Annotated in this window: 20 protein-coding genes; 1 reads left to right on the top strand and 19 read right to left on the bottom strand. The window is 51.8% G+C overall.

Annotation, left to right across the window (positions count from 1 at the left end; genetic code table 11):
- Window positions 1-6: 6 nt before the first annotated feature.
- From PD282_RS13605 to PD282_RS13570, 8 genes are all read right to left on the bottom strand, one after another.
- Window positions 7-3,573 (bottom strand): beta-ketoacyl synthase N-terminal-like domain-containing protein, encoded by a 3,567-nt coding sequence (locus PD282_RS13605; protein ID WP_274651219.1) that lies wholly within the window; start codon window positions 3,571-3,573, stop codon window positions 7-9.
- Window positions 3,558-4,817, bottom strand: coding sequence for an ACP S-malonyltransferase (fabD, locus tag PD282_RS13600; protein WP_274651218.1), 1,260 nt, complete (start codon window positions 4,815-4,817; stop codon window positions 3,558-3,560). Before fabD ends, PD282_RS13605 begins: the two co-directional genes overlap by 16 nt.
- A gap of 1,193 nt (window positions 4,818-6,010) precedes the next feature.
- On the bottom strand, window positions 6,011-7,204 hold the full coding sequence (locus PD282_RS13595; RefSeq protein ID WP_274651217.1) for a cation:proton antiporter: 1,194 nt from the start codon (window positions 7,202-7,204) through the stop codon (window positions 6,011-6,013).
- 296 nt (window positions 7,205-7,500) lie between these two features.
- A complete protein-coding gene (locus tag PD282_RS13590) occupies window positions 7,501-8,013 on the bottom strand; it encodes a DinB family protein (protein WP_274651216.1) in 513 nt (170 codons plus the stop codon).
- 458 nt (window positions 8,014-8,471) lie between these two features.
- Window positions 8,472-9,380: a phosphotransferase family protein gene (locus tag PD282_RS13585; protein ID WP_274651215.1), complete on the bottom strand. Its 909-nt coding sequence runs from the start codon at window positions 9,378-9,380 to the stop codon at window positions 8,472-8,474.
- Between the two features lie 91 nt (window positions 9,381-9,471).
- Window positions 9,472-9,981: a response regulator transcription factor gene (locus tag PD282_RS13580; protein ID WP_274651214.1), complete on the bottom strand. Its 510-nt coding sequence runs from the start codon at window positions 9,979-9,981 to the stop codon at window positions 9,472-9,474.
- 208 nt (window positions 9,982-10,189) lie between these two features.
- A complete protein-coding gene (locus PD282_RS13575) occupies window positions 10,190-10,639 on the bottom strand; it encodes a carbohydrate ABC transporter permease (RefSeq protein WP_338045189.1) in 450 nt (149 codons plus the stop codon).
- Window positions 10,640-10,953: 314 nt separating this feature from the next.
- The gene (locus PD282_RS13570; RefSeq protein WP_274651213.1) at window positions 10,954-11,097 is read right to left on the bottom strand and encodes a hypothetical protein; all 144 of its coding nucleotides are present in this window, start codon (window positions 11,095-11,097) and stop codon (window positions 10,954-10,956) included.
- A gap of 178 nt (window positions 11,098-11,275) precedes the next feature.
- On the opposite strand from PD282_RS13570, the gene PD282_RS13565 reads away from it, so the two are divergent.
- Window positions 11,276-11,695, top strand: a complete 420-nt coding sequence (locus PD282_RS13565; protein ID WP_274651212.1) for a hypothetical protein — start codon at window positions 11,276-11,278, stop codon at window positions 11,693-11,695.
- 332 nt (window positions 11,696-12,027) lie between these two features.
- Here PD282_RS13565 and rbsK read toward each other — a convergent pair whose 3' ends face one another.
- From rbsK to PD282_RS13510, 11 genes are all read right to left on the bottom strand, one after another.
- Window positions 12,028-12,942, bottom strand: coding sequence for a ribokinase (gene rbsK, locus PD282_RS13560; protein WP_274651211.1), 915 nt, complete (start codon window positions 12,940-12,942; stop codon window positions 12,028-12,030).
- A gap of 356 nt (window positions 12,943-13,298) precedes the next feature.
- Window positions 13,299-14,030, bottom strand: a complete 732-nt coding sequence (locus tag PD282_RS13555) for a glutamine amidotransferase (RefSeq protein ID WP_274651210.1) — start codon at window positions 14,028-14,030, stop codon at window positions 13,299-13,301.
- A 65-nt stretch (window positions 14,031-14,095) separates the two neighbouring features.
- Window positions 14,096-15,406 (bottom strand): ArgE/DapE family deacylase, encoded by a 1,311-nt coding sequence (locus tag PD282_RS13550; protein WP_274651209.1) that lies wholly within the window; start codon window positions 15,404-15,406, stop codon window positions 14,096-14,098.
- Window positions 15,407-15,424: 18 nt separating this feature from the next.
- Window positions 15,425-15,934, bottom strand: coding sequence for an ureidoglycolate lyase (locus PD282_RS13545; protein ID WP_274651208.1), 510 nt, complete (start codon window positions 15,932-15,934; stop codon window positions 15,425-15,427).
- A 41-nt stretch (window positions 15,935-15,975) separates the two neighbouring features.
- Complete coding sequence (locus PD282_RS13540) at window positions 15,976-17,016, bottom strand: autoinducer 2 ABC transporter substrate-binding protein (RefSeq protein ID WP_274651207.1); 1,041 nt, start codon at window positions 17,014-17,016, stop codon at window positions 15,976-15,978.
- The gene (locus PD282_RS13535; protein WP_274651206.1) at window positions 17,013-17,966 is read right to left on the bottom strand and encodes an ABC transporter permease; all 954 of its coding nucleotides are present in this window, start codon (window positions 17,964-17,966) and stop codon (window positions 17,013-17,015) included. Before PD282_RS13535 ends, PD282_RS13540 begins: the two co-directional genes overlap by 4 nt.
- Window positions 17,963-18,808, bottom strand: coding sequence for an ABC transporter permease (locus PD282_RS13530; protein WP_274651205.1), 846 nt, complete (start codon window positions 18,806-18,808; stop codon window positions 17,963-17,965). Before PD282_RS13530 ends, PD282_RS13535 begins: the two co-directional genes overlap by 4 nt.
- Before the next feature lie 113 nt (window positions 18,809-18,921).
- The gene (locus PD282_RS13525) at window positions 18,922-20,436 is read right to left on the bottom strand and encodes a sugar ABC transporter ATP-binding protein (protein ID WP_274651204.1); all 1,515 of its coding nucleotides are present in this window, start codon (window positions 20,434-20,436) and stop codon (window positions 18,922-18,924) included.
- 208 nt (window positions 20,437-20,644) lie between these two features.
- Window positions 20,645-21,658: a LacI family DNA-binding transcriptional regulator gene (locus PD282_RS13520; RefSeq protein WP_274651203.1), complete on the bottom strand. Its 1,014-nt coding sequence runs from the start codon at window positions 21,656-21,658 to the stop codon at window positions 20,645-20,647.
- 630 nt (window positions 21,659-22,288) lie between these two features.
- On the bottom strand, window positions 22,289-22,897 hold the full coding sequence (locus tag PD282_RS13515) for a hypothetical protein (protein ID WP_274651202.1): 609 nt from the start codon (window positions 22,895-22,897) through the stop codon (window positions 22,289-22,291).
- A gap of 107 nt (window positions 22,898-23,004) precedes the next feature.
- Window positions 23,005-23,517 carry an Rrf2 family transcriptional regulator gene (locus PD282_RS13510; RefSeq protein WP_274651201.1) on the bottom strand — a complete coding sequence of 171 codons (513 nt, stop codon included), beginning with the start codon at window positions 23,515-23,517 and terminating at the stop codon, window positions 23,005-23,007.
- Window positions 23,518-23,551 lie beyond the last annotated feature (34 nt).

Raw genomic sequence — 23,551 nt, 5'->3', positions numbered from 1 at the left:
GCGCTGTCAGATGAATTGAACTTCTGCGCAGTGATCCAGTACTTTTTTCAATTGCGCTTCGTTCGGTTTTTTCCAAACCAGTCCGAATTGCTTCAGTAACCAGTCCGTTTTACTTGAAAGCATGACCGCGTACGTACGATCCTCATCGGCCAGCTCTTCGAAGTAGCCCAAATGAAGCAGCAGATGTTGAATATGAGGGCCGACATGCTCGTCGGAATAGTGTGCACTTATAAAGTCGATAAATGAATCCAACGGTGTCACCTTTACGGGGAGGCCGGAGGCGATTGCCGCTTCGCCGAGTTCACGGTAGCTGGTTTTATCCCGGTTCATCAGATGATAGGTTTCATTGGTTAAATCCGCTCGGTTAAAGAGCAAACAAATACTTCGGCTGATATAGTCCACGAAGCTGAAATCAATTTCGCCATCCCTGCGGTCCGGAAACAGATTCATTTTGATCATCGACCGGAATATCGTATACAATCCGTTATCTTCGATGTTTTCTTGAAATTTGCCCGTTTCGGAATGGCACATAATATTTCCGATTCTGTAAATATTGCAGTTTAATCCTTGGTTCCTTGCGTTCACGATCCTTTTTTCCGCTTCGAATTTACTTTCGCCGTAAGGATGGCCGATCTGTTGGCCGATATCATGATCGTATTCCGTGAACACGACGCAGGGGCGATCCTTTACCTTTCCTTTGGTTACGGCCGTGGTCGAAATAAAGTGAATATCTTTCGGCCTTTGATCATGGGCGAATCGGATTATGCGCTCCGTGCCCTCCACGTTCAAAGCTTCGAATTCGGCGTAATTGCCGAAATGCTTCACGTTGGCCGCCGAATGAATGATGCCATCTACGGTTTGAGCGAGCGAATCATAGCTCTCGCGCCGCAAGCCGAACTCGTCACGGGTCAGATCGCCGTTCACGACAGTAACACGATTACGGTCGAAGGAAGGAAAACCGAAATAATAAGCCCATTTATCCGCCAGCCTCGCTTCGGCCTCCGCTTGCGATCTTCCTCTGACAACGACATGAAGATGACTCCTCGACATGTTCAGCAAATCGTACAGCAGGTGAATTCCCAAATACCCGGTTGCACCCGTCAATAAGAGATTCGAATAATCTTTCACCCGGGAAAGATCGACTCGGGCCAATCGTTCGTTCTTCGCCTCATAGTTGTGCTTTTCTACTTCAATAAATCGCTGTAACTCATCGGATATTGCGGCCGGCGACTGTAAGCTTCGCTTGAATTGCTCCAGCTTCGCTTCGAGCGGATCCGATTGCTCCTGTATATGTTCGGCAAGCCGGCAGATGGTCCGATAAGTGAATAAATCATGGAGCGCCACGTTGTATTTCTCATGGAGCTTCGACACGAATTGGACCGCAGTATATGAGTCTCCCCCCAGATCAAAGAAATCTTTATGAATATCGACCACTTTCAAACCCAATATCTTTTGCCAAACAACCGCGATCTCCCGCTCTTTCAACCTATAGCCGCCATCTTCTCTGCCTGTCAGTTCGACGGCTCGCGAAGGTATGGCAGTTGAATTCGGCATCAGACTTTTCAGTGAGCGGAGCCAGTGGCCCGCTCTTCTCTTCGCCGCTTCATCGAATACGTCCAAATTTGCTTGTTCTTCCAAGTAAGCGGCAACCTCCGAAAGCGCTTTAATGAGCTCCGGACTCGCTGTATGGACTGCCGATGCTTCGGGAATCTCAACCCAGCACGGAACGCGCTCGAACGGATACGTTGGAAGCGACACTTTATAGGCGGGGACCCTGCCGTAAAGTTTGTCCCAATGAATATCGGCGCCACTTACATAGAAGTCCGCGATCCTGCCAAGCAAGCGCTCTTGATCCGAATCGTTCTTGATCGCGCGGTCGACATATTCGTCCGCTTCCTCGCTAAGGTAGGTCGATTCCGCATGCCGATAATAAACCTCCGGTTCCGTTTCTTCCCAGCCGTTCCGGGCTACATGCAGTAATTTACGCTGCAGGTCCTGCAAATCGCTTGCGAGAATCGCCATGCGATACGGATAATGCGATCTCCCCGTACTTGCCGTATAACAGATATCCCGGAGGCTCGTCCGTTCATTCTGCTTATCCGAAAGATCGCGTATGAAGCTCTCGATCAGCCGGCGCAAAGCCGTTTCCGTTTTGGTCGAAAGCGTAAACAAATGCGGCCCGTTCCGTTCGACTTCTTCCCGTTTCCTTGGCGGAGCCTCTTCCAGCACGACATGGCAGTTGGTGCCGCTCATCCCGAATGAACTGACGCCGCAAAGACGTGGCGAGCCGTCCGTCTCCCAGTCCGTTAATTGATCGTTGATATAGAGAGGCGATTCTTCGAACGGAATACTGTTATTCGGTTTATGGAAGTGCAGGCTGGCGGGAATTTGCCGATTTTGCAAACTTAACGCCGCTTTAATGATCCCCGTAATACCGGCCAAACAATACGTGTGGGCGTAATTGGATTTCACGGATCCGATGGCACAAAATTGTTTCTTGTCGGTGTAACGCCGAAACGCATTTGTAAGGCCCGATATTTCGATCGGGTCGCCAAGCGGGGTAGCCGTTCCGTGCGCCTCGATATAAGAGAGCTGCTCGGGATGGATCCCGGCATCCTTCCACGCTTCCACGATAACGGCTTCCTGCGAAACCGGGTTGGGGGCCGTGATGCTGACCGCTCGTCCGTCATTATTCACTGCGCAGCCTTTTATTACCGCATAAATATGATCTCGGTCCCGGACCGCTTTGCTCAGCGGCTTCAGGATGAGGGCCGCAGCGCCTTCACCTACCGAAGTTCCGTCCGAGCCGTCCGCGAAGGTACGTGTGCGGCCGTCCGCCGATTCCATGCCCACCCGGTCTCCGATATCGATCGGGAGCATATTGATTTTAACCGCCCCCACAATCGCCTGCTCCAGCTGACCGCTGCGCAGCATGTGAATCGCGACATTGATTGCGCTGAGCGAAGAAGAACATGACGTGTCGATCATCATTGAGGGCCCGTGCAGATCCAATAAATACGAAATGCGGCTGGCTGTCATCGGCCCTGAATTACCCGGATAGGAAAGGTAGGTCGACTCCGGCTCGACGTCTTGGACGATCGTTTGGTAGCTCAACGGTTTGGTGCCTTCGCTGCTCGCAATCACGCCTGTTTTGGATCCGACCAGCTTGCTGCCGCCATACCCGGCATCTTCGATGGCTTTCCAAGCCGTCTGCAGAAACAAACGCTGGTGCGGATCCATCAGCTCGGCTTCTTTGGGCGTGATCCCGAAAAACGAATAATCGAACTCATCGATCGTATCGAGATACGACCCTCGAAAATAGCTGATCTTATCGTTCAACGCGTGTTTAAAGCGCAAATAGGCTTCGATCTGTTCCCGTCGCGCTTCCGGAAACGCACCCGAACAATCGATCTCATGAACCAAATGACTCCAAAACTCATGCTGATTCTCCGCCTTGGGGTAATACATGGCCATGCCGATGATCGCGATCTCCTTCATCGATTCCTCGTGAACGGTAATCGCAGACGTTTCCGTTGCGGTTGAGCGTTTATCGAATTTCAGCAGCTTGGCCATAAAAAATCCCCCCGTTCCGAAAGCGTGAATTCCTTTGCGGCCCGCATGCGGAGCAGCGGCTTCAGCCGTTTTTGCTGCTCATTCTCCGGCACTTGCTTCGTTTCGAATACGGAACGAAGCATCGACAGTGCTTCAATCAGCTGCTCCCGGGTCGGCTGCTGTTTATTCTGATCCAGCTGCAAAGACATTCGTTTCACCTTCTGATAGGGTTCAATGACACCGTTTGCATAAGCTTCGCGATCCCAATTGCGATTTTTGGTTGCGACGGCGATCGCCAGGCACTTTCCGATAAAAGAAGGCTCGGCGTCTTCCCGATTAAACACTTCCTTCACCTTTCGAATATCTTCCACTTCACCTAAAGACGTGGTAATGACTGTTGGCGCGTTTTTCTTCATTAAGCTCTGGAGTACTTGCTTCGGCCCGAGCTCAATGGCGAACTTCACCTGATGACAGCGCAAATAATCCATGGAATCCTGCCAGCGAACGGGTGAAATGATTTGCCGTGCCAGAAGCTCCGGCAATCGCTCCGTTTCATGCGGAAGCGCGGTTACGTTGGATAGCACCGGGTAGTCTCCCGTGCCCAAGGAATACCGGGAAAGGACCTCTTTAAACCGCTCGGCGGCCGGCTCCATCATCGGGCTATGAAACGACGAACTCACCTTCAAGGGAGTAATTGTGACTGTCCCTCCCTCGGCGCCTAAACGTTCAGCCACCTTGTCTACCGCCTCTTGATGACCTGAAAGCACGAATTGCTCCGGCGCATTGTAACATCCGATTAAAACCGGATTCAAGGTGGTCGAGATTTCTGCGCACAACTGTTCGGCTCGCCTTTGGTCCCCATGACCAATCGCCGTCATGGCACCAAGTCCGTTCGGAACGGCTTCCTGCATCAATAGGCCCCGCTTACGCACGATGCGCAAAGCATCCGCGAACGAAATCGCTCCGCTGCAGGTTAAGGCGGAGAACTCGCCTAAGCTATGCCCTGCGGCAACGAACGGTTGAAGTCCGATTTCGTCCATATAAACGCGGTATGCGGCTACGCTGGCCGTCAGTATGGCAGGCTGTGCATATTCCGTCCTCGTTAATTGGGCTTGCTCGCCTTCAAAACATAAAGCCGATAAATTCATGTTCAGGACGTCATCCGCTTCTTCGAACGTTCTTCTGGCTGCGTGGAAATTCTCGACCAGACTTTTGCCCATCCCGACGTATTGCGAACCTTGACCGGGAAACAGAAACGCAATCAAAGGCACACCTCCCAGAAATCATTTGCCCCCTTTTTTTAACCAGATTCTATAACATTTGGAACCCAAAAAGGGGGTTCTTGGGCAATCTTTGGAAAACATTTAGAAAAATTAGGGAGAACGATTTGGCGGCGGGACGGTTGCTGAATCGTTTCGGCGAATGGCGGAAAATCAATGCAACGGTTTACAAAATCTCGAAAACGGCTCATACGTTTTGGGGGAGTGTGAAGTTAGAGAGAGAGATAGACAGTGCCTCGGATCGTATGAAGCCAAATGACTGATCAAGGTAGCCGTCATGTAGTATAGGGCAGCAAGAAAACAAACTGAGATCCGGCAGTGAATCCGGCATTATCGAGGGATCGAGACGGGCAGGAAACTATATACCACTCATGTATATTACCTCCATTTTTTCTTGATATCATCAATTTAGTTTTCCTATGCCAAGACCTTAGCATGGATTAAATGAGGCAACAAGATAAATATTGACTATTATTTCGAGTCCTGCCGGTTAGGATGAATTAAAACCTTCGAACTAAATATTTACACCATGTAGTATAACTTTTTTAAACCCCGAATTGCCGACCTAGCTTGTAATAGTCACCTTTCCATTCGCTAAAAACGAAGACTTGCGAGTAGATCATATCGTGTTCGTGGTATCCTAAAATCGGTGCCAATTTTCTATTTTTCGACAGCATTAAACAATATTACCCATCAAAATATTGCCCATCTTTTGAAGATTCATCAAATGTTTCTTCCCCTCGTAAACAAAGCAGAACAGGCCCTCTTTTATCTTAATCCCACACAAGTGTTCCTTTCCTTATTTTTGCAATATAAACGATTTGACCGGTATGATAATGAATCTCTCTTACCATAGCAATCATTAAGTTAAGTGCTGTTGTCCGGTTGTTTACCTGGCTGTATGTAAGGGGTGGTTTGTCGAGAAAAGGCTGAGACATTAGAAAATGAGGATTCGATTTTACCTTTTTTCCTCATTTTGTATTCAATAATACCGAATGTACGTTCCCATTGCAATACATTTATGCTCCCCCCCTAATAGTATTGGGATTTTACGTCGGAATCGATTAGGAGCTCGTACTCCTGTTCCTTATCTCGTCGAATGCATTTTCAAAACAGAAGAAACCCGGCCCTGGTTATGGGACGGGTTATTCGCTCGTGCCGGATTTCCGGAGCTTTCTTTAGCGGGCAGGTTTGGCACGGTGACCGATTGTAAAAATAAGCGGCGACAAAATCGAAGTAATCATGGCCATTACGATCAGTGCATCCTCCAGTTTGGCCGGTATGACGCCCATCCGGATGCCGATCGTGGCCGCTACGACGACCAGCGTCATTCTCGAGGAGAGCAGAAATCCGCCTGCGAGCGCTTTTCTAAGCCCCAGTTTGCGGATCATCACCATCATCGGCAGCACCTTCACCACATACGCAGTTCCGACAAGCATCGGCACCCATAATAACGTCTGCGGAGAGGCTAGAAAAGCGCGCACATCGAATTGCCCCCCGACCATCAGAAAAAAAATAGGGATAATAAACGCGTAGCCGAAGCCTTCCAGTTGTTGTCTGATCGGATGATGTTCGCGGAGGCGGAAGCTGGCCAGCAGAAGTCCAGCCAGGAAGCCGCCTAGGATCGGCTCCGCGCCGGTCAGATCGGTGGCGATGCCGTACAAGCCCAGAACGGCGAACACCGCCTGCAGCTTGAAAGGCGAGCCGGCCGCTCCCTGCCTTCGCCAAACTTCCGTGTGCCGGAAATGAAGGATCGCCTGGTAGCAAATAACGAGCAGTGGAAGCAATAGGCCGACGGAGGCCTGCCGCCAGGTGAAGCCGGACTCGTGAAGCCCCGAGACGATCGACAGCAGCAGCATCGTCAGCAAATCGGCGATAAAAGCGGCCGTCAGCAGCGTCTGGCCGTAACGGCTGCGTATCAAGCCATACTCGCGCAAAACAGGCATGACGATGCCCAGAGACGTGGTCGACAAAATGAGCATGATCATCCAGGCGTGGACCGTCGGATCGATCTGCTGCATGCGCAGGCCGAGCAAGTAAGCGATGCCCACGCTCAAGGTGAAAGCCAGCAGGCCGAGGACGACCGGATGCTCCCGCAGTCTGGGTCCGCCTCTCCTGATCCGCAGCAGCTCCAGATCGATCTCGAGCCCGGATAGGAACATCAGATAGAACAGTCCGAGCTGACTCAAGCCGTGCAGCCAGGCTACACCTTGCAAATGGAGCAGCCCGCTATTTTCCAGCAGCATACCGAGCATGACGTACGCAATAATGGACGGAATTTGAATCCATCTGATTTTCGCGAGAGCCGTCTGGACGACAAACACAAGCAGCAGCAGCCAAAACAGGGGCAGCAGCAACCCTTCCCACTCCACTTCGATCCCTCCCCGCTCATGGCTTTCTTTTCCAGATATCTTATATGTATAGGATTGTCCGTCGTGATATGAGCAAAAAAATGGACGTGCCAACGGCTCCAGAAGCAGATCGAACAATATCAAGGTTCGCTGCATCGTTTAACGAAGCGCTGCAAGTCATTATGAAAATCTTTTCATAGGCCAGGTTTGCGATTTGAACTAAACGAACTGAAAAAGGAGATCATGCTCCATGGCGTGATCTCCTGTCTTTCCGTACACATGAACGTTAGCTGCCGACCCGCTTTAAGTTATAAAATCTATCCTATGCCTGCCGCCGCCAATTTCTCGTCCAGCCTCGCCTTCTGGCGCAAATGGTGCCTGCTGTGCATACCAACCATCTCAAACCATTCACGCGCGTTGAGCCAGCCAAACCAGCCATGCCGCACCTTGCACGCCGGATTCGCCTCGTCTGCGAATCTCTCCCACAGTGCTAACTTCTCTAGCACTTGCTCCAGACCAGCAATAATTTCATCCATGCTCTCGGGGTTTTTGGTCGCGTTGGGCGATTCCTCAAGTTTCACACGAATATTGGGCCACTCTTTTTCGGCGAGCGCTTTCGTTCCATCTTCCGTCTTGCCTTCAGGCTCATCTCGTGATGCCTTGGAGCAGGTTTCAATATGTCCGATGTACTCTTTCGCCACTTCGATGACGTGGATATACATTTGCCCGATCGACCATACGTCTTCTTTGCATTTAAATCGCAGCTGCTCGATCGAATAACGGTCCAGATGCTGCAAGTATTGCTCGATAATCGCCGAAAAATCGTTCAAAATATCTGCTCCCCTCTGCTTCTCAACCGTTGTGTTGAAATTTATACATATCTTAATTTATCAATTTCACGTTTTAGTCATTGGAGCTACTCCCGTATACGTAAAAGCCGCGCGGCAGCCCTTTCGAATCCTCCTATGACTCTTATGTAAAAACGATATTCTGGTCAACGAAGTGTTATCCTTTAACATCATTAATCGAAATTCTGGTCAACGGAGTATTTTCCTTTAACATCATTAATCGATATTCTGGTCAACGATGTATTTTCCATTAACATCATTAATTAATTTTCGAAGTTCATCATTCACTTTTTTCTCTTATTCGGCTCTAACGTTATCAAAATGATTCTTAATTCCGACCTCGAAATCCATTTTCATGCCCCCTGCCCCCTTTTTGTTGACATCGATCTTTGTCGTGGGCACTTTCTCATCGACTGCAATCTTGGGCTTCTTTCCGTTTTTCAGCTCTCATACAGCAGCAAATTCTCATTTAAAAATCGATTATCCCTGATGACTTTTCTAACCTTCTTCATTGTATCCGCGTGTTTGGGCACTCCGCCGATTCGGTCGTACGACAGCCACCTCAGACAGGCAAGCGCTTCGAAAATTTCCAGTTCTTCTGTCGCTGCGCCTATTTCCTCTTGATATTTATGTAAAAAAGCAAGGCTTTTGCTATCGCTCAAATAGACACGCAAAAGCAGACAAGCCCACGACAGATCAAACCTAGGCTCCCCCAGCTGCCCGTTCGTCCAGTCGATTACCGTGTATTGTCCATTCTCTTCAAGAATATTGCCTAAATTGAAATCGCCGTGAATAATCCGGTCCATTTTCATGTCCGCGGAAGCGATCAGGCGGATCAGTTCCTTTTGCATAGCCGGAATTGCCTCGATCCCTGGAAAAAAATACTTTGCAAAATCATGATCAGCCAGCAAGCTTTCCTCTAATCCATCTGGAGGCAGTCGGTGAATATCGGCTAATACTGCAGCGATTTTCTTGAAAATGCTCGGACTCACCTTCGTTACCGGAGTACCGTGATAGCGGGTCAGCAGCACATCGTCTCCCGTTTCGGTTCGACCATAACCGATCGGCTCGGAAACGCGAATTCCCTTGCGATATAGAGCGTCCAAAAGGCGATATTGGCGCAGGACGTCGGGTTTCGAGCGTTTGTTCCACACCTTCAGCACAAAATGGTTCTCCCCGAGCGTGATCTTAACCACATCCGCCTCAAGCCCCGGCGAAAGCGTGCTAAACGTCAGCTCACCTTCTGAAGTAATCAAGGTGTTCAAAATCGGGGTTGTTTCATGCCACTCCAAACCTGCCAATGAGTCTTTTATAGCTGAACCCGCTGCCTGATCATCAAATTGTTCCATACCTCACCTCTGGTAATCTGCTTCTTCCAGAGAATTCAACATTGATCTGCATTATCCTGCCAAATCGATTGGTATCGTATTGCACGGCCGGTTAGGAGCGGTTTTTTTCTTTATAATCGCGCGGTGTAACCCCGACCATTTTTTTGAACAGCTTGTTAAAGTAGACCGGGTCGCTGTAGCCGACCAGGTGCGAAATTTCATAGTTTTTGAGCTCCGGGCGGCCGGTCAAATACTGCTTCGCCTTTTCGATCCGAATATGGATCAGATAATCGGTAATCGTCATATTGGTTTTGTTTTTAAACAGGCGGCTAAGGTAACTGGCGTTCATGCTCACAGTATCGGCCAGCCGTTCGAGCTCGAAGTTTTTGTCATATTCGTGCTCCAAAATTTCCTTGATCCGCTCGATGACATATGGATCCCCTTCGGCGGCAGTCCTTTCTTCGGCTTCGGAACCGGATGATGCCTCCTCCCGCTCCTGCCGGATTTTGCCCAGAAGCTCGAAAAGCGCCGACTTGTCGACGGGCTTGAGTAAATAATCCCGCACGCCCAAGCGGATCGCTGTGCGGGCGTACTCGAATTCGCCGAAACCGCTTAAGAGCACGATCGAAATCCGCCTGCTGGAAGGCGTGCGCGAAGTTTTCGAGGTCGATGCTTTTCGGGAATGCCATCGCCGGGCTGTTCTGAAAATCAGCCTTGGACTTGAAGGCTTTCACGAGAATGATATAGGGCGGAAACAGAACGGCGAATGCCGCGATCAAGAGCGATATATATTTGGTTGCCGTCCAAACCGGATTTCGCACGGCCATGGTTTATTTCCCTCCTTTGCTGAGCAGAAGACGCTGAATCCCGAGCACGATGACGACGGAGAGCAGCAGCACCACGCTCATATCCGACGCCATGCCGTAATTGCTGAACTGAAATGCGGTCGAGACGATTTTCAGCACGAAAGTATCGCTGGCTCCCGCCGGTCCGCCGTTCGTCAGGATGAACGGAAGGTCAAACACTTCAAGCGCCCCGGAAACCGTCAGGAACAAATTCAGTTCGATAATTTTGTAAATGTTCGGCAGTGTGATAAATATAAATTTCTGCCAACCGTTCGCCCCGTCGATCGAAGCCGCTTCGTAAAGGTCGGACGGGATCGACTGCAGAGCGGTGAGATAGATGACCATATTAAAGCCCATAAACCGCCAGAACCCGATCGACGCCAGCATGTAGTTGACGAAGCTTTCGCTGCCGAGCCAGCTTGTATCCGAAGGCAATCCAAGCTTCCCGAGCAGAAATTGAGCGATCCGTTCGTCGTATCGAATACGTATCCGAACAAATACGCTACGGCCACACCGTTCAGGATATAAGGAAGAAACAGCAGCAGCCGAAAAAAATATTTGCCCTTCAGCCTCGTGTTCAGCTTATTTTTCCTCCATCGGCAGCCGCCCCGTCAGAACCGCTGCCGGTTGATCCGTTTGTTGAATTGTTAGTCTTTCCGTTAGCCGAACCGGTATCCACCTGGCCGCCGTTCCCGCCGCTGCTTCCGCACACTGCAAGACCCGCAGCAAGTACTGCCGATACGACAGCTTTAGACAACCGTCTGCATGTTGGTCGAATAATCGATCGTCGTTTGCTCGACCGACTCCGAGTAATTCCGATAGGAGACATACCCGATGAACGTCAGCGGCAGCGTAATCAGCACCAGGAAGACGAGCAGCAGCTTGCGCTCCATCCGCATGTCCCCTAGTTTTCCCCAAAAATTTCTTATTCGTTTGCCGGGATGCATGGCGGTTGTCCTTTTGTTTGCATGGATAGAGATGCAGCGAATTGGCGGCTATTAATAGCTGTCTACCACCATAATAGAAGGATTTTCGTCTAATGCATACAAGCTGTCCAGCAGCAGGAAGGTTTTGCGAGAAGCTTTAAGCGGTGTAACTCATGCAGGAGATGGGCATCTGTTCGATAAATACGGCGTAAGCAGTACTCCAACCGAATGGACGGGATTGCGCCGGGTCTCAGAGAACCTGCAGAAGCGTAACAAACCCGCGGATAAGAAACGGCAGCAATGCCTTCAACACAAGAAAAACGTGACCGGCTTGATCGTCACAACGATCGAAGGTGCCAGTACACGTCCCGTGAATACCGCGACATTATGTCATAAGTTTGGTGCCAAGATGAGCATGTCCCGGCATTACGACAATGCCGCAATGGAGAGCTCCTTCCCGCATTTAAAAATGGAAGCGCTCTATCTTTATTCTATCTGTTCTGTAGAAGAGGCTCAACAGCGTTTCGACGATTTTATTCGAGAAATGACGGTGGTAAACCAGTAGAATGAGACGTATCGTAATCAGCAATGCGCCAATTGTATTGAGCTTCCGCCCCTAAGATTGCTCCCGTACTTGTCGATGATCGCGCGGCTTTCACATATCTTTGCCCTTGCAGCAAATTCAGAACGTACGTTCCTATCAAGACGAATTCTTTTGAGAGAAGGATGCTCCAAACTCTTTTATCCGTTAGCAATTGCATTCGCCCCTGTACGTAGAGATTGATTCAGTCTCGCCCAGCTTCCGCGAGATTCGAAGGCGCATCGGCGAAACGCTGGACATGTTTAGGTTCATTGGGACTTGGATCTCCCGGCAATCTCCGGGCGGTCCCCACACTCTTATCCCCGCTCCCGCAGGAAGCGCTCGATCTCTTCCCGCTGCGGAATCGAGCTCTGCGCGCCCTGGCGCGTTACGGAGATCGCGGCAGCCGCCGATGCGAAGCGAAGCGCCTCCGCAACCTCGTGCCCGCCCGCCAAAGCTGCGGCGTAAGCCCCGATAAACGTGTCGCCTGCAGCGGTCGTATCCACGGCCTCTACGCGGAATGCGGGCACCCGGTGCGAGACGCCTGCAGCATCGAGCGCATAGACGCCATTGCCGCCCAAGGTCACGATGACGTTGGCGACACCGGCCTGTCTCAGCTTGTTCGCTGCGGCCTCCGCATCTTCCGCGGTGCAGACCCTGATACCGCTCACTACCGCGGCCTCCGTTTCGTTAACGACCAGCGTGTCAATCAACGGAAAAACCTCCGCAGGAATAGTCGCTGCGGGCGCAGGATTATAGCAAACTTTGATTCCGTGGTCCGCGCACAGCTTCATTACGCGCAGATTGACCTCCGGCGGGATCTCGTTTTGCAGTAGTACAAATGCCGCGCCTACGAAGGCCGCTTCGGAGATGTCGCCGGGCGTTAGTTCTCCGTTGCTGCCCGCAGACAGAATGATCTGGTTCTCCCCGCTGTCCGACACCGTGATGAAGGCCAGCCCGGAAGATCCTTGCTTCGTTATCATGTGGGTCGTATCCACACCGTGTTCCCGTAAGGAAGAACGGAGAACCCCGCCGAATGCGTCGTCGCCGAACGCGCCTGCCATCACGGTTTCGCCGCCGGCGAGCGAGGATGCAACGGCCTGGTTGGCACCTTTGCCGCCAGGTTGATAGGACGTCCCGCGTCCGTGAATCGTCTCCCCTGGTTCCGGGAACCTGACGACCTCGTTTACGATGTCCATGTTGATGCTTCCTACGACCACAATTTTGCTCATCTTCATTCCTCCGTTCAGTTCACTTTGTAGGATTTACATTTACTGGAATGGCGATTCGTAGGTTCATGGATATGGCATGAAAAACCCTTCGCTGTAACTTGTATTGTCATTAATTGAATCCCTATTGTGACGCTATTGTTTCGTCCAATTGGCACTTGTTGTAATTTTGCATAACACTACATGTGCATTCTGTAGAAATGTCATTTGATCAATTCAAAAAAATTTAAAGACGCCCAAATAAGGGCGTCATTGATTCTAAACGCAAGTGCAAAAAATAAAATTTCACTTTCACTGCCGTTCCATTTTCAGTCCGGTGACCAACTTTGTGCGCCTTAATTGCCGCCACTTGGCAGACGTTACTTCAAATACCGAATAAGATTGGACCAAAACGCCGAGTAATGCTCCCAGTTCATGAACTCCAGCGAGCCCCAGTGCGGCGAGCAGTCGCTGGCGAAAGCCGCCGTCTTGCCCGCTCCGAAGCGGCCGACGGTCAAGATTGCGTCGTCTCCGTTCTCGAGCAGCTTCTCCGCGCCGGGCTTAGCGGTCAACCGATTGTATCCGAGCAGCTTCGGCCATGCTCCCAAGCCATCCACCAGCGGATGGGACGCGGCCGTGATTGGCGCAAAACCGTTCGGCATCTCCGCACGATCGTCCCCGTCAGTCATCACTACCGGAAGCACCTCGGCAAGCACCGTGTTCTTGTAATTGGCTTTGCCCTCGATGCCCATGAATGACAGGTAGCCGCCGACCATAAGCAGGCCTCCGCCATCCGCCACGAACTGTTTAATTAGCTCCAACGCATTCGGAACGACCTGCATCTGATAGAAGGTCGCATTCTGCAGGAGGAATGTATTCGCGCCGACGTCGCTGAGCACGATGGCATCGTAAGCTTGAAGCTCCTCGAGTGACTGAGGGAAGCGCACCTGTACTTCATGTGCCGGCAGGTAGGTGAATTCTATTCCGTTCTCCCGAAGACAGGACAACAAATACGTCGCGCCTTCCTCATACTTGGTCGAGGTGAAGCTGTCGTAGCCCTTCGTATGAATCATATGGATAACCCAGGATTCACCAACAAACAATATTTTCATAATTGCTATGACCTCCATTTCTAATCGGGACGTCTCCGCCCCTACGCGAGGCGACGTGCGGAGAGTCAGGCCTCTTCCACGCCGCACCAGTCGATGATTGTCTTAGCGATCATCTTGACCGCTTGAATCACTTCATCCACTGGTGTATATTCGTCGCTGTGATGAGCCAGGCTTGGATCACCGGGACCGAAGTTTATGGTCGGAATGCCGACATTCACGGGCCAGCCCATGTCCGTATGGAAGCCAAGACCTTCAATCTTGCCTTCTTCGCCGATCGCCTTCAGTGACTGGACGCAGGTCTGAACGAAAGGGTGGGAGGCCTCGGTCTCCGCGCAGTCGGCATCGACCAGCCACACGATCTCCGGCGGATGCTCGCTCAGCCACGGGTCCTCCTTCGCTGCTGCAGCTAGAAAGTCCGTCAGCTCCTTCTTCACTTTGCCGCCGACCAGCTTCTCGTCGCGTTCGGACGGCAGGTACTGCGCGTTGAACACGATCTCCGCCTCGTTAGCGAAGGAAGTAGGGTACTCGCCGGCGTTGAGCTTCGCGACATGCACCTGGCATGGAATCGACAGATACGGATGCGTCTTTCGCGCCGCCCAGTCCTCATTGAGTATGTCCAGTTTGTCCAGCAGATACCGTGCCTTCTTGATCGCATCAACTGCGCCGCCGTCCTTCCAGTCCGCCTGCGGCATCTCGATATGTCCGCTGCGTCCCTGAACCTTAATCTTGCCCCACAGTATTCCTCTGCACAGTGGTGCGATCGTCAAAGAAGTCGGCTCGGTCAGGATGCATGCGTCGGTACGGTAGCCATGGTGGATAAAGTCCAGCGCACCCATCCCGCCGGCTTCTTCGTCGACGACCGTCCCAACGACAACGGAGCCTTTAGGTTTGAAGCCGCTGCGGATAACCGCTTCGATCGCCATGATCATGGCGGCGACGCCGCCCTTCATGTCAACCGTGCCGCGCCCGTACATTTTCCCGTCCACAATCTTGCCTTCGAACGGATCGACGGTCCACTTGCTCCCCGCCATGACGACATCGATGTGGCCGAACAGAAGCAGCGACTTGCCTTTAGCTTCCGGCTCGAAGGTCGCGGCCAGATTCGGTCTGCCCGTGAAGTCTCTCCCCGGGTAATACCCGGCCATCCCTTCGTATTGCTTTAAATCGCCGGCGACCGGTTCCCAGAGCTCGGTGCTCGCCCCCAGCCCGGACAGCTTCCGGAGCAGAAATTCCTGCAGATCCTTCTCTTTTGAAGGCGCCGGTTCATCGAAGAACCACGGGTTTACGCTGGGAATACGGATGAGCTGTTGCAAAAATGCCAAAATCTCCTCCCGGTGCCCGTCGATCCATTGCATAATGCGTTGTTCCTGATCCATACTGTTGCTCCTTCCCGGCTAACCGAATCGAATCGTATCGTCATTTTGGAATTTCACCCACGGATCGACCATCTCGTCGCCAAATTTATCAGGCTTCTTCTCGATGCCGAACAGATATCGTGCGTCGTCTGCAGCCGCATACGCCGGACTGTGCCAGACTCCCCGGTCGATCACGATCGCTTGTCCGGGCTTGATCTTGAAGCACTTCACCGTGGCGGGATCCGGTCTCTCGTCCGGGTCGTCGATGTCCGCGCACCGGGCGACCGGCTGAATGATCTCACGATCGAAGGTGAGCAGCAGCTCTTCGCGGCTAACGTGCCGTTCCATCGCATCCACGACCGGCTCCCGCCGCCGGGTGACGACCAGGCCGAAGCCGATCGGCACGTCCACGTCGAGCATTTGGATATAGCTCCAGCAATCCCAGCCGTCTCCGGTCTTGGAAGGAGCGCCTCCGGGCAAATCGATCACTTTACCGTAAGGAGCGAACGCCTTCGGCGTCAACTCCTCGATTTCCACTTGATGCTGCATGAATGATTGCCTCCCTAATGCTGTGGCTTCAACCGCTGTGTTTAGAAGTCGAAGCTGTCCACATTGTCCTTCGTTACCTGCAGAGAGCCGATGAAGATATTTTGACCGTCCACCTTCACCTTGCCGACCTTTGGAATGTCCATGCCGTCGGTGATCTCCTTGCCCTGCGCCAGTTGGTCAAGTGCATACACCGTCGTGTACGCCAGCTTGCCCGGATCCCAGATGATGTCTGTTTTAATCGTGCCATTGTGAATGTAGTTCTTCACGACGCTCGGCACAGCAATACCGGTAATTGCAACCTGGCCTTGCTTCAAAGTGCCGTCCTTGACGGATTGCTCAACAACTTCTGCGGCAGCCGGCGGTTCACCGCCAGCGAAGCCAATAATGCCCCGCAGGTCCGGGTACGTCTTAATCAGGTTCTGCGCGTTGGCATATGCCTTCTGCTGGTCGTCATCACTGGCGACGGTCGTCACGACTTGGATGTCCGGATAGTTCGCTGTGAAGTACGCCTTTGCCGCGTCAGACTTGGCGATCTGGTTTTCCGCGCCCAGCCCGGCCACCATGAAGGCCACTTTACCCTTGCCTCCGATCTCGTCGCCGATCGTCTTGGCCAGCAGCTCGCCGATCGCCTTATCGGTATCTGGAGCAACATAGTATTGGCGATCCGAATCCGGTGCGTCGCTGTCCCAGGTAACAATCTTGACGTTCTGTCCTGCCGCCTTCTTGAAGATCGGGCCAACCGCCTTCGCGTCATTGGGCGACACGCCGATTCCGTCGACTTTACGCGTCAGCATATCTTGAATCATGTTGATCTGCTTGGAGGAGTCCGCTTCAGTCGGCGCGTTGTAGACGACCTTTACGTTCAGGTCACCGGCCGCCTGTTCAGCGCCTTTTTGGGCAGCCGCCCAATAGGCCGGACCGATGGACTTCGGATTGATGAAGTAGGTGCGGGAAGCGCTGGGCGACGAAGCGTCCGAACCGCCGCTGCCTGACGATGCAGAATTGTTCTTGCTGGTGCTTCCGCATGCCGCCAAGCTAAATGCCATAACGCCCGTCAGAACCGACAAAGCAACTTTTCTCATTGAGATGACCCCCTATTAAATTGTTTGCTGCCAACGGCAATGAGCAGCAATGCACCCAGAATAACCGATTGATAGAGAACCGATACGCCCAGCAAATTCAGCCCATTGCGCAGGAACACGATGATCAACAAGCCGATGAATGTTCCCGATAAGCTCCCCCTCCCCCCGAAAATATGTGTGCCTCCTATCAATGTAGCTGTGATAACATCCAGTTCTATATTGGTACCTGATGTCGCTTCTGCGCTTGCCAGACGCGAAACCAGGAAGACACCCGCCATTGCCGAAAACAAGCCGCTGAGCAGAAATAAGATAAATCGTATGCGCACGACGGACACCCCGGAATAATGAACCGCTTCTTCGTTGTTGCCGATGCCGTATACGTAGGTGCTGAATCTCGTCCGCTTCATGACGAAGTTGCCCAATAGGAACATGACCGCGAGAAAAATCGCGTTGAACGGAACGCCGGCGATGTATTGCTGACCCAGGAAATATAAGCTGTCCGGATAGCCGCTTATCGGCCTGCCCTCGTTGAGAACGTAGACCAGGCCGCGAAGCATGACCAGCATTCCGATCGTCACCACAATCGCCTGCATGCGATGCCGGGCGATCAGATAGCCGTTGACCGCTCCGCACAGCAATCCCGCCAGCAAGGCGACGAAAACGCAGGCCCAGATGTTCAGGCCGTGCTCGTAGGCGATTCCCATGCAGACGGCAGAGAAGCCGAGAATGGAGCCGACCGAAAGGTCCATTGCGCCCGAGATGACGATCATCGTCATCGGGATGGCAATCAGGCCGACTTCAACCATCTGGTTAAAGACGTTCATGAAATTGGTGACGGACAGGAAGTAGGGGGATAGGATGCTAAACAAGACGAGAATGAAGAGCAGCAGGAACAGCTGGACCAGCAGCTTGTTCTGCCTGAACGAAAGCATAATTGTCCGCACGCTCATACCAAATCACTCTCCTTTCTCTTGTTTTGTCTGACGCGCTGCAACGTGTTGATAACAATTGCCAGAATTATCAGAAATCCGGTGCTGGCATCTACCCAAAACGGAGAAATCTTGGAGATGATCAAGCCGTTCTTGATGATGCCCATAAATAGCACGCCCAGCATCGTGCCCGCTACCGTGCCGACGCCGCCGAAGATGCTGCCCCCGCCGATCAGGACCGCGGCCATCACTTCGAAGGACAAGCTGCTTCCTGCCGTAGAGGCTTGCACGCTCCCCACCTTGGAGGCGAAGATCACGGCTGCGATTCCGACCAGCATGCCGGTCCAAACGTATACCTTAAACTTCGTTCGGGCTACACTGATGCCGGCAAGCTTGGCAGCCGAGCCGTTCCCGCCGATCGCATAAATTCTTCGACCGCTTCGGGTGAACTTCATGAGGTAGATGAAGAAGGCGATCAGCGCGATGGCAACGAGCAGCGGAAATGACATGCCAAACAGGCTGCCTTGCCCGAAGTACCTGAAGCCATCCGGGAAGTTCGTCATCCAGGTGCCGCCGCTGATTCCGACCGCGACACCCCGGAAAATGTACATGGTAGCGAGCGTCACGATAATGTCGGGTATTTTCCGCATCGCGATGAAGTAGCCATTCACAGCTCCGCACAACACGCCGATACAGACGCCGAGCAGCGCTGCGATCCACGGATGTATGCCGTGATTAAGAAATACGCCGACGGCGGTGGCGGTGAGCGCCAGCACGGAGCCGACGGACAAGTCCATCCCCCCCAGCAAAATGACCATCGTCATGCCGATAGCAACAATAAAGGATGAAATGTTCTGGTCCAATATCAGCCTCGCGTTGTCGAACTGGAAAAAGTCTGACGACAGACTGGAAAACAGGGCGATTACTATGAGCGTAAACAGAATGATGGGCGCTTCGTGAATGTTAGCGATTCGCTTCATAGCGGTTCTCCTTCCGTAGCGCGTGGATGCGAAGCGCGTCTGAGCAGCTCTTCCTGATCGGCTTCCCCACGGGCGAATTCATGTACGATCTCGCCCTTGTAAAGAACCAGGATGCGATCGCTGAGCCCGATCACCTCCGGCATCTCGGATGAGATCAGCAGAATGCTGAGGCCCTCCTGCGCCAACCGGTGAATGATGCTGTAAATCTCCGCCTTGGCTCCGACATCGACACCACGGGTCGGCTCTTCCAGAATCAGAATCTCCGGTTGAGCCGCCAGCCACTTACCGATAACCACCTTCTGCTGGTTGCCGCCGCTCAGGAAATCGACGCTCTGCTGATCGCTCGGCGCTTTAATCCGCAGCTTGTCCAAATACTCCTGGCTCATCTGTTTGATGCGCTTTTCGTCCAGCATCGGTCCCTTCGAAAGCTTCTGAAGGAGAGGAAAGGAGAGGTTCTGGCGAATGGACATCGGCTTGATGATGCCTTGACGGTGGCGGTCCGGCGGCACGTAGGCGATTCGCTTCGTTTTAGCGTCGCTGGGGCGGTGAATCCGTACCGCTTCACCGTTGACGAGAATGTCGCCTGTTCCACGCTTCAGGCCGAACAACCTCTCGGCAATCGTGTGGGAGCCGGAGCCCGGAACTCCGAACAAGCCGAGAATTTCGCCTTTTCGCAAATCAAACGACACGGAATGAGAGGCATCCAGCGACAGGTTCCTGACCTTCAGGACATGCTCCTCGCGGGGCTTTTGATCACGAACCGGATAGAGCCGGTTCACTTCCTTGCCTACCATCATCTGGATCAGGCTCTGTTCCGTAACCTCGCCGATATGCTTGGTGTCGATCTTGGCACCGTCTCGAAGCACCGTGACCTTGTCCGCAATCTCGAAAATTTCCTTCATACGGTGCGAGACATAGACGATCGCCACACCTTGCTCCTTCAGCCGTTTTACAACGTCGAACATCTTCTGCACTTCGTTCTCAGGCAAAGCAGCCGAAGGCTCGTCCATAATCAGCACGTCCGACTGGAAGGACAAAGCTTTGGCGATCTCGATGACCTGCTGACTGTGCACCCCGAGGTGACGAACCTCCCGGCGGACGTCGATCTCTGCGCCGCCGATGGAGTCAACGAGCCGCTGCGCTTCATCGTACAGCTTGGACCATCGGATCCGCCCAAGCCGGCCGACCATCTCCGGCCGGTCGATGAAGATGTTCTCGGCAGCCGATAAGTTGGCGAACAAATTGAACTCCTGGTGGATAATCGATACGCCCTGTTTTTGGGCGTCAAGCGGGCTGCCAAACGCGACCTCCTTGCCCTTCAGCCGGATGACGCCCTTCGTAGCTGTGTAGACCCCGGAAAGAATCTTCATCAAAGTTGACTTACCGGCACCGTTTTCTCCCATCAGTGCGTGAACCTCACCCGGATACAATTCGAAATGAACATTGGACAAAGCCTTCACACCGGGAAATTCCTTACTGATTCCTTCCATTGTCAGAACCGGATGTTCCATGGTAACTCCCTCCCTTTTCCCGTCGATCGTGGAGATTGGGGCTTTTGTTTAGCTGTTTTTAGGTATATTTAACAAGACTAAGCGTAAATGGCAGAGTCTTGGGAGTACCAAATCTTTTTTGGAGGGCGGTACGAGAACCTTTTCCACAACGACGCTGATATCGCGGTTTTGCCGTCTGATATCCCACCGTTCGCGTCCAGCTCGCGGCTTACTTGAGCTTCTTGACGGAGCCGTACTTCATCAGTTCCACTCCGAGAACGACCCGCATGGGGTTGGCGTGTTCCTGCGGGGTGTCCCTGATTTTACGAACGAGCATTTCCGCAGCTTGCACCCCCATCTCCCTGGTGGGCCTTCGAACAACGGTTACTTGCGGCTTCACGAACTGGGCCAGTTCGTTTTCGTCGAAGCCGATGAGCGAGATGTCCTCTCCTATCTGCATATTCAAATCACGAATCGCCCGGATGGCACCTTTGCACAGTACGTTATTGGCGGCGAAAATCGCCGTAGGGGGACGTTCCGATTGCAGCAGTTCGATTGTCAGCCGATAGCCGTCGGCTTCCGCCCAGTGTCCCTGCTTGTGGTAATCGGGATCGGGCGAAAGCCCGCTCTCCAGCATCGCCTGCTGGTAGCCCCAGAATCGATCCTTGCCGTCGTTGAAGTCATGCTCGCCGTCAATGATGGCAATCCGTTCGTGCCCGAACTCGATAAAATGTCTCGTCGCTTCATAAGCACCGCGATAGTTGTCGATTATGACGCCGTCATGGCCGCAGTCATTGAGGTAGCGATCCACGAGGATGGTTGGCTTCTGAATCCCCCGATAGAACTCCGCTTCCTTGTGGCTCCCGATCAAAATGATGCCATCCACATTTTTTCCCAGGAAGCTCTCCAGAAATTCTTCTTCCTCACTCTCGTCCCCATTGGTGGAGAGGACCAGCGTAAAGAATCCTTCCCGCTTGGCCACTTCTACAGTACCCTCGATTACCGCCGTATAAAAGGAATTCTGAATATTCGGCACCACGACCGAGAGCATTTTCGTCTTCTTGTTCACCATTGAAGCAGCCATCGTGTTCGGAACGAAGTTCAGCTCTTGTATGGTCTTAAGCACCTTCTTCCGTGTGGCATCGCTCACGCGGTCCAACCCGTTGATGACCCGGGAGACGGTGGCGACGGAAACGTTGGCTTGCTTGGCTACATCTTTAATCGTAATGTTCCGGTTTGTCATAGCTACCTCCATTCTCCGGAAAGTTATCATAACGTTTTTACATAGGTTTCCCAATCAAAAACGCCACTTCCGTAATATTATTAAGACCATTTGTCTAAACGTTTACACAATTTCTGATTTCATTTTATTACAAAGAAAATTAGATTTCAATAGGTTTCGACAAAGAATTAAGCAATTAAAGCGCTTACTTTGGAGATTATATAACATGAAATGTTATATAATCGGATTTTGAAGCCAAATCCATTCTAAATGTGAGAGTATATAACTCAATTAAAGAGAGAAGAAGTTCGGATAAAGCCGAACGCTGTTGCAGATTCGACATTATGTTCGTTTTATTGACGTAAAATTAACCCGGAACCGTCCCCTCCTCCTAAATCTACCGAAGCCAGTGCGTGCGGCGTTTTCGAGAAGGTCATGATTTCGCAGGATTTCACCTTTAGCAAAGCGTGAGAGAAGAGAAAAGATGGTGGAGAAAACAGACGGGGTTAGTGATAGGCATGCATGAACAAAGGTGAGGTGTCCGATACGATACGTTTGAACCGCAGATCTGCCCGCTAACGGAAGCAGCAGCTCCCCGCAATCCATTGGCAGACTTATTCAAATCTTGTTCGCATACCGAAAGAATTTCAATCATCGAACGTACGGTTCATTTTTTAACCGCAATCCGTTCAATAAACCGACAAATTGCTTTTTGGTTGACGCTTCTTTATCATGCTTTGAAAATTCTAGTACGTAAATCATATTATTTTGTAACGTGATGACCGCAAAATAGACGTCGTGAGTGCCGGTCAGGCCGGAGGCGGCCGGACCATTATCGGCGTCGAGCGTGTATAGCTTGCCGTTTCCGATTGGGGTATCGATCGCTTCCGTACTTGTAATTTCGCTATGATTCGGTTTATAAAGTTTGAAATCAAAATCGTCGGCATACGGGTACGTACTGACGCTCCCGATTTTTACTCCGTATTCGTCGATGAGGGATGCGTAAGAGCGGCTTTCGATCTTCAGGCTCCATCCCTGCGGCAGCGTCCATTTCAGGTTCGCAACGCCGTATTCCGAGTCTGTACGGTCTATGGTATCGGGAGCATGCCCTTTGGCGTTGGCAGACTGTTTAGCCGAAACGGATACAGGAACCGGGTTAGTTTGTACTGCTACTGGAGCCTTCTGATTACGGGAACAACCGGCAAGGACGGCCAGCAGCGTAACAGTCAGCAGCATTTGTTTTTTCGCAGTTTGTTTCATCCTTGGACTCCTTCAATTCATGGGTGATATTATTTTAAAATAATACCACATATTGGTTAATTCTGCCCCGTTGAGTAAGGAGGGTCTAGCACCCATCAACATCCCGACTATTCGCTTTCGTTTACGGAATCCGCTTTTGCGAAGAAAGCCCTTGTGTCCTTACGTGTCTGCGCGGGCAAAACACGATCCAACTCCTCCTCCAGCCAGGATAATTTCTTGCTGCGTAAATAATTTTGCATAGTCTCTTCGGCTTGGAGCATAACTAAATTAATTGAGCAGGAGCTCGTGGATTCTGTACAGTCCGAACAGTCGCGGCCGCGATATAAATAGCCCTTATCCTTGATGTTCTGGCACTGGAAAATCGGCTTCTTGCCCTCCACGGCTTCGACCACATCCCAGAACGATATATCGTCCGGGTTCCGAGCAAGCTTAAAACCGCCTTTGACGCCAGGAACCGACGAGATGATTCCTGCTTTGGTGAGCTTTGTAAATATTTTGGATAAATAGGTCTCCGGAATGCCTTGAAAAAAAGCAAGTTCCTTAATACCGATTTTGGATCCGTTTGGAATTAAGTAAACAAGACAATGCAGCGCATATTCGACTCCGACACTATATTGCATAAAAACTCCTCCCATTTTATTATGGGTAATTACG

It is taken from the genome of Paenibacillus humicola, from assembly GCF_028826105.1.
Taxonomy (GTDB): Bacteria; Bacillota; Bacilli; order Paenibacillales; family Paenibacillaceae; genus Paenibacillus_Z; species Paenibacillus_Z humicola.
This window is presented reverse-complemented; position numbering and strand designations above follow the sequence as displayed.